Annotated in this window: 15 protein-coding genes; 4 read left to right on the top strand and 11 right to left on the bottom strand. The window is 54.3% G+C overall.

What is annotated here, in order from left to right; all coding sequences use genetic code 11:
- Nucleotides 1-90 precede the first annotated feature (90 nt).
- Nucleotides 91-2,550 carry a serine/threonine-protein kinase gene (locus OSC10802_RS0112590; protein WP_017717123.1) on the bottom strand — a complete coding sequence of 820 codons (2,460 nt, stop codon included), beginning with the start codon at nucleotides 2,548-2,550 and terminating at the stop codon, nucleotides 91-93.
- A gap of 38 nt (nucleotides 2,551-2,588) precedes the next feature.
- Between OSC10802_RS0112590 and OSC10802_RS49665 the strand changes: the two genes are divergently transcribed.
- Nucleotides 2,589-2,882, top strand: coding sequence for a hypothetical protein (locus OSC10802_RS49665; RefSeq protein ID WP_155967660.1), 294 nt, complete (start codon nucleotides 2,589-2,591; stop codon nucleotides 2,880-2,882).
- Between the two features lie 382 nt (nucleotides 2,883-3,264).
- Here OSC10802_RS49665 and OSC10802_RS49660 read toward each other — a convergent pair whose 3' ends face one another.
- The gene (locus tag OSC10802_RS49660) at nucleotides 3,265-3,402 is read right to left on the bottom strand and encodes a hypothetical protein (protein WP_155967657.1); all 138 of its coding nucleotides are present in this window, start codon (nucleotides 3,400-3,402) and stop codon (nucleotides 3,265-3,267) included.
- Here OSC10802_RS49660 and OSC10802_RS49655 point away from each other — a divergent pair.
- Nucleotides 3,392-3,565 (top strand): hypothetical protein, encoded by a 174-nt coding sequence (locus OSC10802_RS49655; protein WP_155967654.1) that lies wholly within the window; start codon nucleotides 3,392-3,394, stop codon nucleotides 3,563-3,565. The genes OSC10802_RS49660 and OSC10802_RS49655 overlap by 11 nt on opposite strands.
- 93 nt (nucleotides 3,566-3,658) lie before the next feature.
- Here OSC10802_RS49655 and OSC10802_RS56440 read toward each other — a convergent pair whose 3' ends face one another.
- Entirely contained in the window at nucleotides 3,659-3,949 is a 291-nt protein-coding gene (locus OSC10802_RS56440; protein WP_198525111.1) for a DUF5615 family PIN-like protein, read from the bottom strand.
- Nucleotides 3,949-4,194, bottom strand: coding sequence for a DUF433 domain-containing protein (locus OSC10802_RS0112585; protein WP_017717122.1), 246 nt, complete (start codon nucleotides 4,192-4,194; stop codon nucleotides 3,949-3,951). Before OSC10802_RS0112585 ends, OSC10802_RS56440 begins: the two co-directional genes overlap by 1 nt.
- 664 nt (nucleotides 4,195-4,858) lie before the next feature.
- Here OSC10802_RS0112585 and OSC10802_RS44315 point away from each other — a divergent pair.
- Together OSC10802_RS44315 and OSC10802_RS55580 are read left to right on the top strand one after the other, a co-directional pair.
- Nucleotides 4,859-5,929 carry a peptidoglycan recognition protein family protein gene (locus OSC10802_RS44315; protein WP_017717120.1) on the top strand — a complete coding sequence of 357 codons (1,071 nt, stop codon included), beginning with the start codon at nucleotides 4,859-4,861 and terminating at the stop codon, nucleotides 5,927-5,929.
- A gap of 271 nt (nucleotides 5,930-6,200) precedes the next feature.
- Nucleotides 6,201-6,329 (top strand): hypothetical protein, encoded by a 129-nt coding sequence (locus OSC10802_RS55580; RefSeq protein ID WP_255349133.1) that lies wholly within the window; start codon nucleotides 6,201-6,203, stop codon nucleotides 6,327-6,329.
- Nucleotides 6,330-6,376: 47 nt separating this feature from the next.
- Here the strand turns inward: OSC10802_RS55580 and OSC10802_RS0112570 are convergent, their stop codons facing one another.
- The 7 genes from OSC10802_RS0112570 to sixA form a co-directional block, all read right to left on the bottom strand.
- A complete protein-coding gene (locus tag OSC10802_RS0112570; protein ID WP_017717119.1) occupies nucleotides 6,377-7,297 on the bottom strand; it encodes an NAD(+) kinase in 921 nt (306 codons plus the stop codon).
- A 272-nt stretch (nucleotides 7,298-7,569) separates the two neighbouring features.
- Nucleotides 7,570-7,875 (bottom strand): NADH-quinone oxidoreductase subunit NuoK, encoded by a 306-nt coding sequence (nuoK, locus tag OSC10802_RS0112565; protein WP_198525267.1) that lies wholly within the window; start codon nucleotides 7,873-7,875, stop codon nucleotides 7,570-7,572.
- A 121-nt stretch (nucleotides 7,876-7,996) separates the two neighbouring features.
- The gene (locus tag OSC10802_RS0112560) at nucleotides 7,997-8,614 is read right to left on the bottom strand and encodes an NADH-quinone oxidoreductase subunit J (RefSeq protein ID WP_017717117.1); all 618 of its coding nucleotides are present in this window, start codon (nucleotides 8,612-8,614) and stop codon (nucleotides 7,997-7,999) included.
- A gap of 92 nt (nucleotides 8,615-8,706) precedes the next feature.
- Complete coding sequence (gene ndhI / locus OSC10802_RS0112555; protein ID WP_017717116.1) at nucleotides 8,707-9,291, bottom strand: NAD(P)H-quinone oxidoreductase subunit I; 585 nt, start codon at nucleotides 9,289-9,291, stop codon at nucleotides 8,707-8,709.
- A 196-nt stretch (nucleotides 9,292-9,487) separates the two neighbouring features.
- The gene (nuoH, locus tag OSC10802_RS0112550) at nucleotides 9,488-10,606 is read right to left on the bottom strand and encodes an NADH-quinone oxidoreductase subunit NuoH (protein WP_017717115.1); all 1,119 of its coding nucleotides are present in this window, start codon (nucleotides 10,604-10,606) and stop codon (nucleotides 9,488-9,490) included.
- A gap of 584 nt (nucleotides 10,607-11,190) precedes the next feature.
- Nucleotides 11,191-12,348: a citrate synthase gene (locus OSC10802_RS0112540; protein WP_017717113.1), complete on the bottom strand. Its 1,158-nt coding sequence runs from the start codon at nucleotides 12,346-12,348 to the stop codon at nucleotides 11,191-11,193.
- A gap of 91 nt (nucleotides 12,349-12,439) precedes the next feature.
- Nucleotides 12,440-12,943: a phosphohistidine phosphatase SixA gene (gene sixA / locus OSC10802_RS0112535; RefSeq protein WP_017717112.1), complete on the bottom strand. Its 504-nt coding sequence runs from the start codon at nucleotides 12,941-12,943 to the stop codon at nucleotides 12,440-12,442.
- Nucleotides 12,944-13,246 lie beyond the last annotated feature (303 nt).

Here is a 13,246-nt window from a genome sequence, read left to right as displayed (position 1 = left end):
GGAAGCGATTGGGCAATAGCGGTGCCACCGGACTTGATATTAAAATATGCAAACAATAGGTAGATAGCGGCGGGAGTGAGCCCACGGGCTCTATCGCCGCCAGAGTCGAATTGTACTGTCCTTGCTGCCACTCGCCAGAGTCTTGCCATCAGGGCTGAAGGCCACTGAATACACCTCATCTGAATGCCCAGACAGCGTGTTGATCGCTTCTCCAGTGCTGAGATTCCAAATCTTGACAGTCTTGTCCTTACTGCCACTGGCGATTGTCTTCCCATCCGGGCTAATCGCCACCGAGACAACATCGTCTGAATGCCCTTCAAGGGTGCGGATCAGCTCCCCAGTCTCCAGATTCCAGATTTTTATGGTATTGTCATATGACCCACTGACTGCTGTTTTCCCATCGGGGCTGATGGCCACAGACCTCACCTCACCTGAATGCCCTTCAAGAGTGCGAATCAGCTCCCCCGTATCGAGATTCCAAATCCTGACGGTCTTGTCCTTACTGCCGCTGACAAGAGTTTTGCCATCGGGGCTGATAGCAAGGGAATACACATAGTCTGTATGATCGGAGAGAGTGTGAGTGCGTTTGCCTGTCTCCAAATTCCAGATATTGATTTTCTTGTCCTCACTGCCGCTGGCGAGAGTTTTGCCATTGCGGCTGATGGCCACAGACCAAACCGCACCGTCGTGCTCAAAAGTGCGAAGCATTTCCCCTGCAGTCAGGTCCAGCAGCATTAACCGCCAGAAAAAATTGCCTGTAACGAGTTGAGTGCCGTCAGGGCTAAAAGCAACAGCCCAAACCGGCGATGAATCTCCGTTAAAAGAGCGGCTTAGCTTGCCTTGAGCCACATCCCAAAGCTTGACCGTCCCGTCTTTACTGCCGCTGGCCAGCAGTCGCCCGTCCCGACTGAACGTAACAGCGCCAACAATGTCTGAGTGCGCAACCAGGGTTTTGACTTCGAGGTTTTTCCAGTTAATGCCCGCTTCGCACTGTTTGAAAACGTTCTGAACCCCGGCGTACTTGCTAGAGCGCGTGGGGATTTTTGGCGCTTCCGTGAGGCACTCCTCATAGTTCCTCTGCGCGTAAAGCTCGGTGAGCGCATTCAGCTGTCGGGTTTCCAGCTGCCGGCGCTGTAAAAAATCTGTCCAGCGGACAAATCCGTAGATGGCAGCGATCAGAGCCACACCCCCAGCAATACTGGGGCCAAAGTAGGGGCCAACCATTCCTTGCGCCATTTTCAGGGCCGGCCCCAGGTTCTTGCGGGTTAGCCCCAAGGCCGTAGCCTTCGCCCGTATAAACGCCGGAAAGGGGTTGGGGAACTTTACTACTATAGCATTCGGGGCTATTTTCTCTTCTATCTTTGCGACATCTTCATCTCTCAACCCCAAAACTTGCTGCAAGCGCTTCAACTCGTCGTGAGTCGCCTCAGAGAGAGGGTTTTCATGGTTTTTCGCTTCTACCAGCGCCTGCTCATAGCGCTGGAATTTGCTCTTGTAATCGCGGTAAGGTTTTAAAATCTCTGCTTCGATGGACTCAGCTTCTTCCGGCTTCAGTTCCAGACTGCTGCGCAGCGCGTCCAGTATGCTGCGCCCCACCACGGAAATCTCGCCGCGATGCGTGACGCGGCGCTCCACCTCTTCGCGGTATATTGTTAGTTTCGGCAGTCGAAATCCAGAGCGATCGCTGCTTCTTATCAGGTCAGCCAGAACTTCTGTTGCCGACTGGTAGCGCTGCCGGTAGTCATGGCGCACCATTTTGTCTATAATATCTCCCAAGTCGTGGCTGACAATAGCGAGGTGCCGCCAGAAGATTTCGCCCTTGTTGGGATTGTAGGGATCTCGCAATTTTGGCAGGTCGTAAACCGGCAAGCCGGTGAGCGCCTGGATGCCGATCATCCCCAAAGCATAGATATCGCTATTAAACTGCGGGTTGTATTGGAACTGTTCCACCGGCATGTACTCCAGGGTGCCGACGCGCACGGTCGGGGGCATTTGCCCCTGAGCGATTTGAGTGCCGATTTCTTTGACTGAGCCAAAGTCAATCAGGACTAACTTGCCGTCTGGGTGGCGTCGGATTAAGTTACTCGGTTTCAGATCCCGGTGAATCACCCCACTCCCGTGCACGAAGGCCAAAATCTCCAGCACCTCCCTCAACACTCTGCCGACTTGCTCCTCAGACAGGGGTTTCCCTGGCAAAATCTCAGTCGCTAGGGAATGACCGGGAACAAACTCTTCTACTAAGTAAAATTCTTTATTTTCCTCAAAATAAGCGAAGAGCTGGGGGATCTGGTCGTGCTGGCCAAGTTTTTCCAGGATTTCCGCTTCTTTGTCAAAGAGCCGGCGGGCAGTTTCCAGAAGCTTAGGCTCCTCACTCGACGGCTTCAGGTGCTTGACAAAACATTCGGGGTGCCCGGGACGGTGAGTGTCTTTTGCCAGATAGATTTGTCCAAATTCCGCTGCGCCTAAGACTTCAGTGATTCGATAGCGTCTGTTTAAAAGTTGGCCAAGCATAACGGCACACCCCAGCTCTTTGTTGGTAGATTGTGACATAAAACACTAAGACTCTTGGGATTGCAGGAGTCATAGCGGTGAGAGAGTTTGGAGATTCGGGGAAGGGATTGCTGATATTATATCGGAGTCAAAGAGCGCACTTGACCGCCGGGATGCCGCTAGCCCTCACACCCCCTCACTTTCCGCCACTTTCCGCTCCCTCTCCAGCCCTTACCAGACGCCCCTCTGCCACCGGCACACAGGAGAATCACCCTGACGCCCCCACTCGCTGGTGCCCTTTGCCACCGGCAAGAGGGGCGAAGGAGGAAAGGAGACAGGAATCGGTGTCAGAGGGGACAGAGAGTGAGGCCAAAATGTGTCAAGTCCGATAAATATTCCCCCACCCGCCACTGGGCAGGGAGAGTCAGAGGGTGGGACAGCAGGGCGAGCCGGCGCTGGTTCAATAACCCAAGTCGCTGATTGCAAAAAATTCTGGCTTCCCTCCCCCTGGCCCCCCCTTGAGAAGGAGGGGACTTGAAACGCACCCCTTTTGTAGTCTCCGTGGGTGCCCCCGCGCCCGCCCCGTCTGGGGGGATGGAAAAGCTCACGGCTTGTCAGTAACAACTTGAGTTAAATAATACTAGAAACCGGGTTTCTTTGCATAGGAGTGAGGAAATTCTGGCTTGACTGGACAGACCAGCGTAAGGAACCGGCCACAGGTGAGCTACAGGCCAGCTGGCGCTGTAGACACAATGGTGCGCCAGTCGGTTCAGCCTAAGGCACGCGCTCCGCACAGGCGTTAAGAGCCCTCACCCCCACTGTCGCGCCGCCACCGGCACCGCCGAAACTCTCGAAGCTTTCATCGGACTGGCAATTGGAGTGGGAATCGGAGCCGTTGCCGGTGGTGCTCAATCGCCCTCAATCCCCACCGCAGCCACCTGTCACAACCGGCAGCACCGTCACCCATCGCCACTTCTCCCACACCGGCACCGCCACACTCTCCATCCGCCCAACTAAAGTGCAGGCGACTCAAAGATTTACTAGCACGATTCCACCATCTGTAACTGCGCTCTAAGGCAGCCGGCGCTGGCGCACTCGTTCGCGATCCACAACGGTAAACCTTCTTTCAAAAGAGAGCCCCTCTACATGCAGCAGGCGAAGCAAATGTTCAGCCGGATCCTCGGGCGCAAGCGGCTGATATCGAAAGTAGACGACACATACTGGAGATGGCATCTGCGCCGATAAATTCTCCCCCTCCCCGCCAGCGGGGAGGGGGCTCGGGGGTGGGGTTCCTCATATCGAAAGTGAGTAAGACTCGCCCCTCACGAACGGCACGCGCCAGCACATCGGAATCTGCCACTCCTGGAGAGCCTTCGCTCACAGAGGCGATGTCAATTCCAGCAGCGCGCAAGCGTCTCACCCCCGGCAGTGGGAAGTTCTCATCCGCTAGAAACCGCATCAACCTGCCTGATTCGATAGCGAGATGGTATACAGCACTTCCTCGCGCATACACTCAGCGGCAAAGGCAAATATAGCCCGCAATCCTTCTGGTGTCAGGGTGGGATAGCTGTCCAGCACTTGCTGTTGGGTCAATCCTGCCGCAAAAAGCCCCAGAATGAACTCCACTGACAGCCGAGTTCCTTTTACAACCGGCTTCCCCACCAAGATTTTGGGGTCAGAGTGAATGTATTCTCGCCAGTCCATTTGCGCTCGCCCAAAGTTTCCTAGAAATTATACCATATTTTTTGCCTAAATAGTCAGGCAAACGCTGCTGCCAAGAAACTTCCGCGCTCTGGAAGCTGCCGCGAAAATCCGTCCCCACAGGAGTAAAGCCGCACTCTCCCCCCCAGAAACCCGCCCTTTCAAGGGAGCCGGTGTGACTGAAGTTGCGCGCTCTCGAAGGGGAGAGCAGTCTTCCCGCCTGCTACAACCATTCTCGTCGCTGCGGGTGAGGGCTCACCGGAGTGCGGCTGCCTTACCTGCTGTATCCAGCTGCAACGCCTGCGCCAAAAGTCTTTCCGCCCCATCCCCCGCTTCGGGAGCGGGCTCTTGAAGTAGCAAGCAGCCGTGCGGGAGCGGCAGTGCTGTTCATTGCTGTTAGCTGTTAGCTATTTTCCCAACTGTGCCGGTGAGAGGCACGAGCCGGTGTATAGAGAAACCGAACAGCCGGGGGCTTCAGCGCGGCTCGGGAATTTTTCCCTGTTAGCTGTTAGGTTTTTTTTTCCTGTGCCGGCGAGCTGAAAAAGCCGGTGTATAGAGAAACTGAACAGCCGGGGCGAGGCGCACGAGCCATTTGGAGAGGCGAATTTTTTCTCATGCAATCGCACTCTCTATTATTCTTAGATCCAATCCAATAAAGGCAAAAAAAATGGGTCAAAACATCAAAAAGATTTACCTGCACTGGACAGCGACAGATTACTCCTGGGCGCAACCGGGCCACTATCACACCGTCATTTTAGGAAATGGCGCAGTTAAACATCTCACCGGCTACGACCAGCCGCTCAAAGAACACACAGCAGGGCGCAATGAAGAGTCGGTTTCTATCGCTATATCCTGTATGGGCGAAAGGGGTTGGGAAGACTACCCTCCCACCAATATTCAAATTGAGAATATGTGTAAGGAAGCCGCTCAACTCGCCTTTAAATTAGGCTGGAAGCCAGAAGAGATCACCATTACTCGCGTAATGACTCACGCGGAAGCCGCGGCAAATCGAGACTTCCCCCTAGAAAAAGCCAAGCTGGTATCAGAGTGGAAGTGGCCTAGTTCCACACCGCAAGTTGAGGACTATGTGCGCAAAGCTCGCGAGTTGGGAATGCCGCACGAAAACTATGGCCCCTATTCTTGGTTTGACGGCTGGCCAGGGGGATTTGTCGAGCGCTGGGATTTGTGGCAGCTGAAACCCTCCGATCCCGAAGGTAAGGGAGGGTTTATCTTGCGGGACAAGATAAAAAAATACCTGAGTCAGATGTCGGTTCCAGAAATCAGCGTCAACTCACCGGCACCGCCGGCGGGGACATCGAATGAATGCAAGATATATCTGGAGTCTCAGTTAATTACCACCGGCTACCTTTTGCCCGACAATCGCTGCTACGCTCAGCTTTCTAAACTGGCAGCCGCCTATGGCGTTCCGGTAACCTTTAGCCAGAATCACCGGTACGTTAATTTGCTGACGTCTAAATTTACCCCCAAGTATCTGGCTGACTCTCCTCTTATCTCCGGATACCCCGTTGTTGATGTTTACATGAACCGCCCACAAGACGCAGAAGGACAAACCATTAGTGACCCTAAGTATCCCGTCCGGCCTTTTATGCAAGGCATTATTATTAATAATTTAACCTATGTCTTGATGGCTGATTTCTGCAAGGAGTTAAGCATTCCATTCACCTATCGGAACGCTGACCGCTCCATTCGGATGGGTGCGGCACCGGCCACAAAGTGATGGCTAAATCCTAGACTCAGGCTGTGAAGTGGGGTGCGCCCGTGGGGAGCATCCTACATGCCAGAAACCCGGTTTCTTTAAGAAACCGGGTTTTTCAGTACATCATTAATATGAAAAAGGCTATATAGCAGTAGCCACTTAGATTAGAACATTAGACCTTCAGGCTCGGCGGACGCCGTACCTACCTCTATATAGCAGTAAGCATTTAGGAAACCTACATTCGGCCCTCTCTTGCTCCCCCGCTCCCAAAGCTTCTATTGTTCTAACCAATATGACTGCTGCTATAATTGGTTGGAGAGAAGTCGGCGGAGCCTCCTTTCAGGCGTTCCCAGGCAGTAGGGGCGCGTCCCGCCACGCCCCGGAACGAGGAAACAGCATCTTTAAAATCGCTGGGGCATAATTGCAAAAACGCGATGCGCCCGCGCCGGCACTCATCCCATTTACTGCTTAATTGCGGTGATTGTTGCTGTAGCGAATCCTCGCTCCCGCCCAGTGCAGCTTTTCCCGCAGCGTCTGATAGTAGGAATAATTTTCCCGCAAAATAATAAACTTAGCGTAACAGTCCGCCATCCGCACGTCCACCCGCTGTCCGGGCCAGATAGAAGTGGCCAGCACCCCATCCATCCACAGCTTGGTGCTCAGATCCCGATCTGCCAGAGGCCAAATGCTGACCACCGAACCGGGAGGGAGGACAATCGGGCGACTGGAGAGACTCAGGGGGCAGATAGGCGTCACCGCAATCGCTTCCATGCCATCGTGCAGAATCGGGCCATTGGCCGAAGCCGTATAGCAAGTGGAGCCGGTGGGAGTCGCCACAATCAGCCCATCCCCCTGGTACTGATCGACCACCTCCCCATCCACCTCCATTTCCAGAATCGAAGTGGGGATGCGGTCAAGAGCAGCCGGCTTGACACACATCTCATTGAGTGCTAGGTATCTGTCGCTTGCCGGTGAGAGGTTTTCGCGCCCCCCGTCAAACACCCTCGCTTGCAGCATCATCCGCCGCTGAACGGCATAGAGATCCAGCTCCAGCCGGTCCCAAACCCCCTCACTGTCTTGGAATAACTCAGCCGGCTCCGTCAAAAACCCCAGATGGCCACCCACATTGACTGCCAAAATCGGGATGCCATCCGGAGCCACCTGCCGGGCTGCAGTCAGCGCCGTGCCATCTCCACCCAGGACGATCGCCAGATCGATCTGTTGCGCTGCCGACGCCAAAAAAACCGGATAGGGATTATCTTTCGGCCCACTCGGGCCAATCAGCACCTGGCACCCGCGACTTTCCAGCTGTCGCGCCCATTTTTCTGCCGAGCGCTGGCTCAGGGCGTCTCCCGCCTTATGAGCAATAATAACCTGTTTTAGCTGCACGTTATAGAGTTTAAGCTTTTATATATTCATATTATATTTTTGCCACCGCAGATAAACGCAGAGCAAAGCAGATATAGCCGCTCTCAGCTGGATGAACTGCGGCCTAGAAACCCGGTTTCTTTAAGAAACCGGGTTTCTCAGTACCTGACTAATATGAGAAACGCGCTAAAATAGAATCTGCGTATCCTGCGGGAAGCCGGCACGAACAGAAACGCTCTTGCGCGGCTGCCTCCGGGTTTATCTGCGGCTGACAGGTCCAAATCAAATAGATGTCACCACTTGAGCAAATTAAACTGCTCCATATCCACCGTATCGCGGTTGCGATAGATGGCCAGAACAATCGCCAGACCCACTGCCGCCTCAGCAGCCGCCACTGTAATCACAAACACGGAAAACACCTGGCCTTTAATATTTTGCGGGTCTAGGAAGTTGGAAAAACCCATTAAATTGAGATTGACAGCATTGAGCAGCAACTCAATCGACATCAGCACCCGAACCGCGTTGCGGCTGGTAATCAAACCGTAAATGCCAATGCAGAAAAGCGCTGCCGCCAACAATAGGAAATACTGGAGTTGCAGTTGCATGAGTCCTCTTACTTTCTACGACATGTCTGCAGGCTGAGCGCCTTACCCGAACTAAAATTCTCCAGACCGGACCGGCAGCGCAGGCGAGACGCCTGCGCCACAAAACCTATCTGATTTAGGGAGATGGAGTGCGATCTTTCGATGCGGCGGCCAGTTCGCGAGGGCGCTCTGGCAGAGTCAGCACCGGCGGCTGGGGCAGATCCGGAGAAATCTCCTCCGGCACAAAATCCCGGCGCGCCAAAATAATCGCGCCCACCATTGCCATCAGCAACAGCACAGAGGCTAGCTCAAACGGCAGCAAAAAGTCGCTGAAGAAATGCTCTCCGATCACCACAATCGAAGAATTTCCAGCAGCCGGAGCAGCTGACACCGCCCAGGGAGTGGACAGGACCATAGCGCTCAGCAGCGCAAACAAGCCGGCACAAACCAGCGCCGTTGCCCCTCTGCGAATCCAGGCATTGGCCAGGGATGGAAAATCCTCCCGCTTGTTCACCAGCATAATGGCAAACAGGATCAGCACATTAACTGCGCCCACATAGATCAGCACCTGCGCCGCCGCCACAAAATCGGCATTCAGCAACAGGTACATCCCGGAAATGCTAATAAAAACGCCCCCCAGCAAAAAGGCTGAGTAGACAATATTGGAGAGCAGCACCACCCCCAAAGCCGCTCCAATCATCATCACAGCCAGCAAGCCAAACGAAACAATCTGAACGCCTTCCGCTAAATTCACTTCTTTGTCCTTTCTCCTCTGTCCTTTACCTGCATGCTTGTGGCTAGTTGCTAGGAAACCTTGCTAGCCCCTAGCCCAAACGCGCCCGCACCCTACTTTTCCATTTGCTCCAGAATTTCCTCTGGGCGCTGACCGGCGCGACGAGAGGAAGCCGGCAAATCGTGAGGTTCCGTCACCCCCTTCGGCAGATAAGCCAGCTCTCGCAGCGGCGTCACCATTGGGTCAAGCGTCACCTTATAAGGCAACCGTCCCAGGGCGACGCTATCATAATTCAACTCGTGCCGGTCATACGCCGCCAGTTCGTACTCTTCTGTCATCGACAGACAGTTCGTCGGGCAGTATTCCACACAGTTCCCGCAAAAGATACAAACGCCAAAGTCAATACTGTAATGCTTCAGCTGTTTCTTCTTCGTCTCCTTATTGAACTCCCAGTCCACCACCGGCAGGTTGATCGGACACACCCGCACGCACACTTCGCAAGCAATGCACTTGTCAAACTCGAAGTGAATCCTGCCCCGGAACCGCTCCGAAGGAATCAGCTTCTCATAAGGATACTGCACCGTAATCGGACGCCGGCGCATGTGGTCAAACGTCACCGACAGCCCCTGACCGATATACTTAGCAGCTTGAATCGCCTCTTTCGTGTAATCGCCAACTTGGTTGAGGAACTTTAGCATCGCGCTCTCACTCTCTCTTTCTTCGCTAACCGCTTAAAACTCTCTGCTTCCCGCTCTTTTTCCTGTCAGATAAAGTTAGGAGCCTTGAGGACTGAGCTACTCAAAAACTCAAACCCCAAAACTCTCTATTCTCTTGGCGTTCTTGGCGTCTACCCTACGGGAAGTCGCTGACGCGCCTATGGCGGTTCCTTTCTAATTAACCCCCAAAAGCAAAAGGAAAAGCCAACTTCAAACCGGCAGTCAGCAGCAGATTCACCAGAGCCACCGGCAGCAGGAACTTCCAGCCCAGATCCAGAAGCTGGTCAATGCGGACTCTAGGCACAGTCCAGCGCAGCAGGATGGCCAGGAACACGAAAAAGTAAGCCTTCAGCAGCGTCATGGTAATGCCCAGCGTTGCCGTCACGACCTGCAGCCAAGGCGTCGTCTCGCTGACGCCGAGCCAGCCAGCTAGCAACCCAACCGGAATCGGGAACTCCCACCCCCCCAGGTACAGGACTGCAACCAGCAGGGAAGAGAGAACCAGGTTGACATAGGACGCCAAGTAATACAGGGCGAATTTCATGCCGGCATACTCAGTCTGGTATCCCGCCACCAGTTCTTCTTCTGCTTCTGGCAAGTCAAAGGGAAGGCGCTCGCACTCTGCCAGCACGGCAATCCAAAAGATCAGGAAGCCGACCGGCTGACGCCAGATATTCCAGCCGAGAATGCCGTAGCCCGATTGCTGCTGCACGATGTCGATGGTGCTGAGGCTGTTGGACATCATAACGATGGCCAGCACGCTCAGCGCCAGGGGAATTTCGTAACTGATCGACTGCGCCGCCGCCCGCAATCCCCCCAGCAGGGAGTATTTGTTGTTGGATGCGTAGCCTGACATCAGCAAGCCAATCGGCTGAATGCTGGACAGGGCAATCCACAGAAACACTGCTGTTCCCAGATTGCCGACGATCAGGTCCTGTCCGAAGGGCACGATCAGGTAGGACACAAACACTGGAATCACGACAATCACCGGCCCGAGGGTGAACAGCAGCGCGTCGGCTTTCACCGGCACGATATCCTCTTTGAACAGCAGCTTCAGTCCGTCCGCTGCCGGTTGCAGCACGCCCAGAGGGCCTGCAAATTCTGGGCCAATCCGCTGTTGGACTGCGGCTGAAATTTTTCGCTCTAGCCAAACCGTCACCAGCACCCCCACCGTTGCCGCGACGAGCATCAGCAACATTGGCAGCGGTATCCAGATCGCTTTGGCCACATCCGGCGGCACCCCCAAATCCTTGAGGGCTTGTACAAAACTTCCTTGCAGGTCGATTCCTGGGTTCATGTTTCCCGTTTAGATCACAGATTATGAAGATTTTTTACTGCCCCACCGCATTCCAGTATATCGCTGCGCGGCTGGCACAAGACTATCTCCAATCAGACATCCTGCTGACCTGCCATTGTAAATTTTTATTGTAAATATTGAAACTTTTCCCCTAAAGCTGTATAATATTCTTCCCTGCGGCGTCGTGATGGTTTGTAGCGGGCGCAGAGAGGGCCTCAAGGGCTCCCAGAGATAGGGGCCGGTTGAGCCGAGATCTCTGTGGGGAGGGAAGAGGGGAGGGGTTTTTACAAAGGGCCGAATGCAATCCCGGTCCGGGAATGTGCTGTTACGGAGCAATGGCGCTGAGTTTGTTTTTCTCCAATCCCTGTCAGGGATTGAAATTTGCGCTTTCCCCAAGCGGGCTTTAGGGGTTGGGCGCAGTCAGGGCGCGCCAGGCTCCCCGCTATCATTTCCGGCTGTTTACTCTCCAAAAATAGAAGAGGGTGTAAACCAGGAATTGCTTTGTAGATTGACTCTTCCCGATTTTGCACCCTAACCTCATGAAATGAGTAACCTATCGAAAGTGACAGTACCGTTCCCACCGGCTAGCGCTCTTCCATAGGAACGTAGGGAGCGCTGTGCGAGCCGGTGTAAATCTGGGTGGGCCGGTAGATGCGGTTTTCTCCCAGCTGTTCTTTCCAGTGAGCCAGCCAGCCGGCGACGCGGGCGATGGCAAAAATCGGCGTGAACAAATCATCCGGAATGCCCAGTTTCCGGTAGACCAGACCGGAGTAGAAATCGATATTGGCGTACACTCCTTTGTGAGCCAATTTTTCCTCAACAATGCGCTCCAGCTCCAGGGCAACGTCGTAGTACCGGTCGTGGCCAAACTTCTCGAACAGCTGTTCCGCCAAGTGCTGCAGGATAATGGCTCGCGGGTCTTTCACCTTGTAGACCCGGTGGCCAAAGCCCATAATTTTAGTTTTGCGCTCAATGGAATTCTCCACGAATGCGCGGACATTATCCACCGTGCCAATTTGCTCGAGCATCGTCATCACTTCTTCATTGGCACCCCCGTGCAGCGGGCCGGCCAAAGTCCCCACAGCTGAGGCGATCACGGCGTAGGGGTCCGTGAGGGTAGAAGCCGTCACCCGTGCCGAGAAGGTAGAAGCATTCATCGTGTGCTCGGCGTGCAGCGTCAGGCAGACATCAAAGGCGTGAGCCGCCAGGGGGTCTGGCTCCTGCTCCTTAAGCATATACAGGAAATTAGCCGAGTAGTCCAAATCATCGCGAGGCTGCACCGGGTCGTTGCCCTTGCGCATCAGCTGGAAAGCCGCCACCATTGTAGGAATTTTCGCCAGCAGCCGCACGACAGCCGCCCGGATGTAGGTGGGGTCATCCAGAGCGCGGCGGGAATAGAACAAACCGAGGGCCGCCGCACAAGCTTGCAGGGCGTCCATCGGGTGCCCGCTCTCCGGAAAGCATTTCATCATGTCCCGGATGCGGTACTTAATCCGCCGGTGGTAGCGGATTTTATGCTCAAAGGCTTCCAGTTCTTCCTGGGTGGGAAGTTCCCCCCAGATCAGCAGATAGGAAGTTTCCAAAAAGGTGCTTTTTGCTGCCAGCTCTTGGATAGGAATCCCCCGATATTCCAGCACTCCTTTCTTGCCATCGACGTAGCTGATGCTGGACATCGTGGCGGGAACACCTTCTAATCCGGGCTTAAATTCAAACCCTGCCTTAACTTCGTTGGCGACAGTCATTGCTGTACCCTTTGCTTTCGTTGTGTCTTGTGGGTACTTTACCAGAAGTCCATAGAATGTTCCTTTTTCGCAAGGATTATTTAATGCCCTGTCACACGGCCAGCAACTTGGGCGAAGTCAGCCAGAACAGGGCGCAGCGACCGGCGGCGGTGCCGGTGTCGGGGAGGAGCAACCCAACGATCCCCGCCTTTTTCAGCACCAGCCCCTGTCGCGCTTCCCCCCAGACCAAGATTTCCGCCCAGTTCCCCAAATCCGGCTGGTGGCCAACCAGTGCCAAGCTGCTGCCACCCCCATCGCGCCAGCTTTCTAATGTCTCCAGCCAGCTGTTGATATCGCCATCGGGTGCCAGATAGGCAGATTCCTCTATTTTCCCCGACAGGCCGGCAGACCGCAGAATTTCAGCAGTTTGCCGCGCCCGCACCAGGGGACTTGTCAAAATCAAATCGAAGCGGATATCCAAATCCCGCAGCTTCTTGGCCACTTGCTTGCTTTTGCGAGTCCCCTCTTCCGTCAGCGCTCGCTCCTCGTCTTTTTGCCGGTCTTGCCGGTCAGCTGCGATTCCGTGACGGATTAAATACAGTTTTGCGGTCGCCACTTGCTTCTCCCCACAACACTTATTTACTCTTGACAATCGGTGATTCTAAATTGACAATTTGTAAAAATTGTAACAGCAAAAGGTTCCCCGCTGGGGTAGGGGAGTAGCCCCTTAGGGAACGGACATTATAGCAGCAATCATATTGGTTAGAACAATAGAAGCTTCGGGAGCTCTGGAGCAAGGGAGGCCGGAATGTAGGTTTCCTAAATGCTTACTGCTATATAGACGTAGGGCAGGCGTCCCGCCCCCCCTGAAGGTCTAATGTTCTAACCTAAGTGCATACTGCTATATCTAACTCAAATC

The sequence above is a fragment of the Kamptonema formosum PCC 10802 genome, assembly GCF_000332335.1.
GTDB lineage: Bacteria > Cyanobacteriota > Cyanobacteriia > Cyanobacteriales > Oscillatoriaceae > Oscillatoria.
This window is presented reverse-complemented; position numbering and strand designations above follow the sequence as displayed.

Coding starts and splice junctions, on each gene's coding strand:
- OSC10802_RS55580 (WP_255349133.1), top strand. CDS start 6,201: ATGACTGCTGCTATAATTGGTTGGAGAGAAGTCGGCGGAGCCTCCTTT.
- nuoH (WP_017717115.1), bottom strand. CDS start 10,606: ATGAACCCAGGAATCGACCTGCAAGGAAGTTTTGTACAAGCCCTCAAG.
- OSC10802_RS0112540 (WP_017717113.1), bottom strand. CDS start 12,348: ATGACTGTCGCCAACGAAGTTAAGGCAGGGTTTGAATTTAAGCCCGGA.
- OSC10802_RS44315 (WP_017717120.1), top strand. CDS start 4,859: ATGGGTCAAAACATCAAAAAGATTTACCTGCACTGGACAGCGACAGAT.
- ndhI (WP_017717116.1), bottom strand. CDS start 9,291: ATGCTAAAGTTCCTCAACCAAGTTGGCGATTACACGAAAGAGGCGATT.
- OSC10802_RS0112590 (WP_017717123.1), bottom strand. CDS start 2,550: ATGTCACAATCTACCAACAAAGAGCTGGGGTGTGCCGTTATGCTTGGC.
- OSC10802_RS0112585 (WP_017717122.1), bottom strand. CDS start 4,194: ATGGACTGGCGAGAATACATTCACTCTGACCCCAAAATCTTGGTGGGG.
- OSC10802_RS56440 (WP_198525111.1), bottom strand. CDS start 3,949: ATGCGGTTTCTAGCGGATGAGAACTTCCCACTGCCGGGGGTGAGACGC.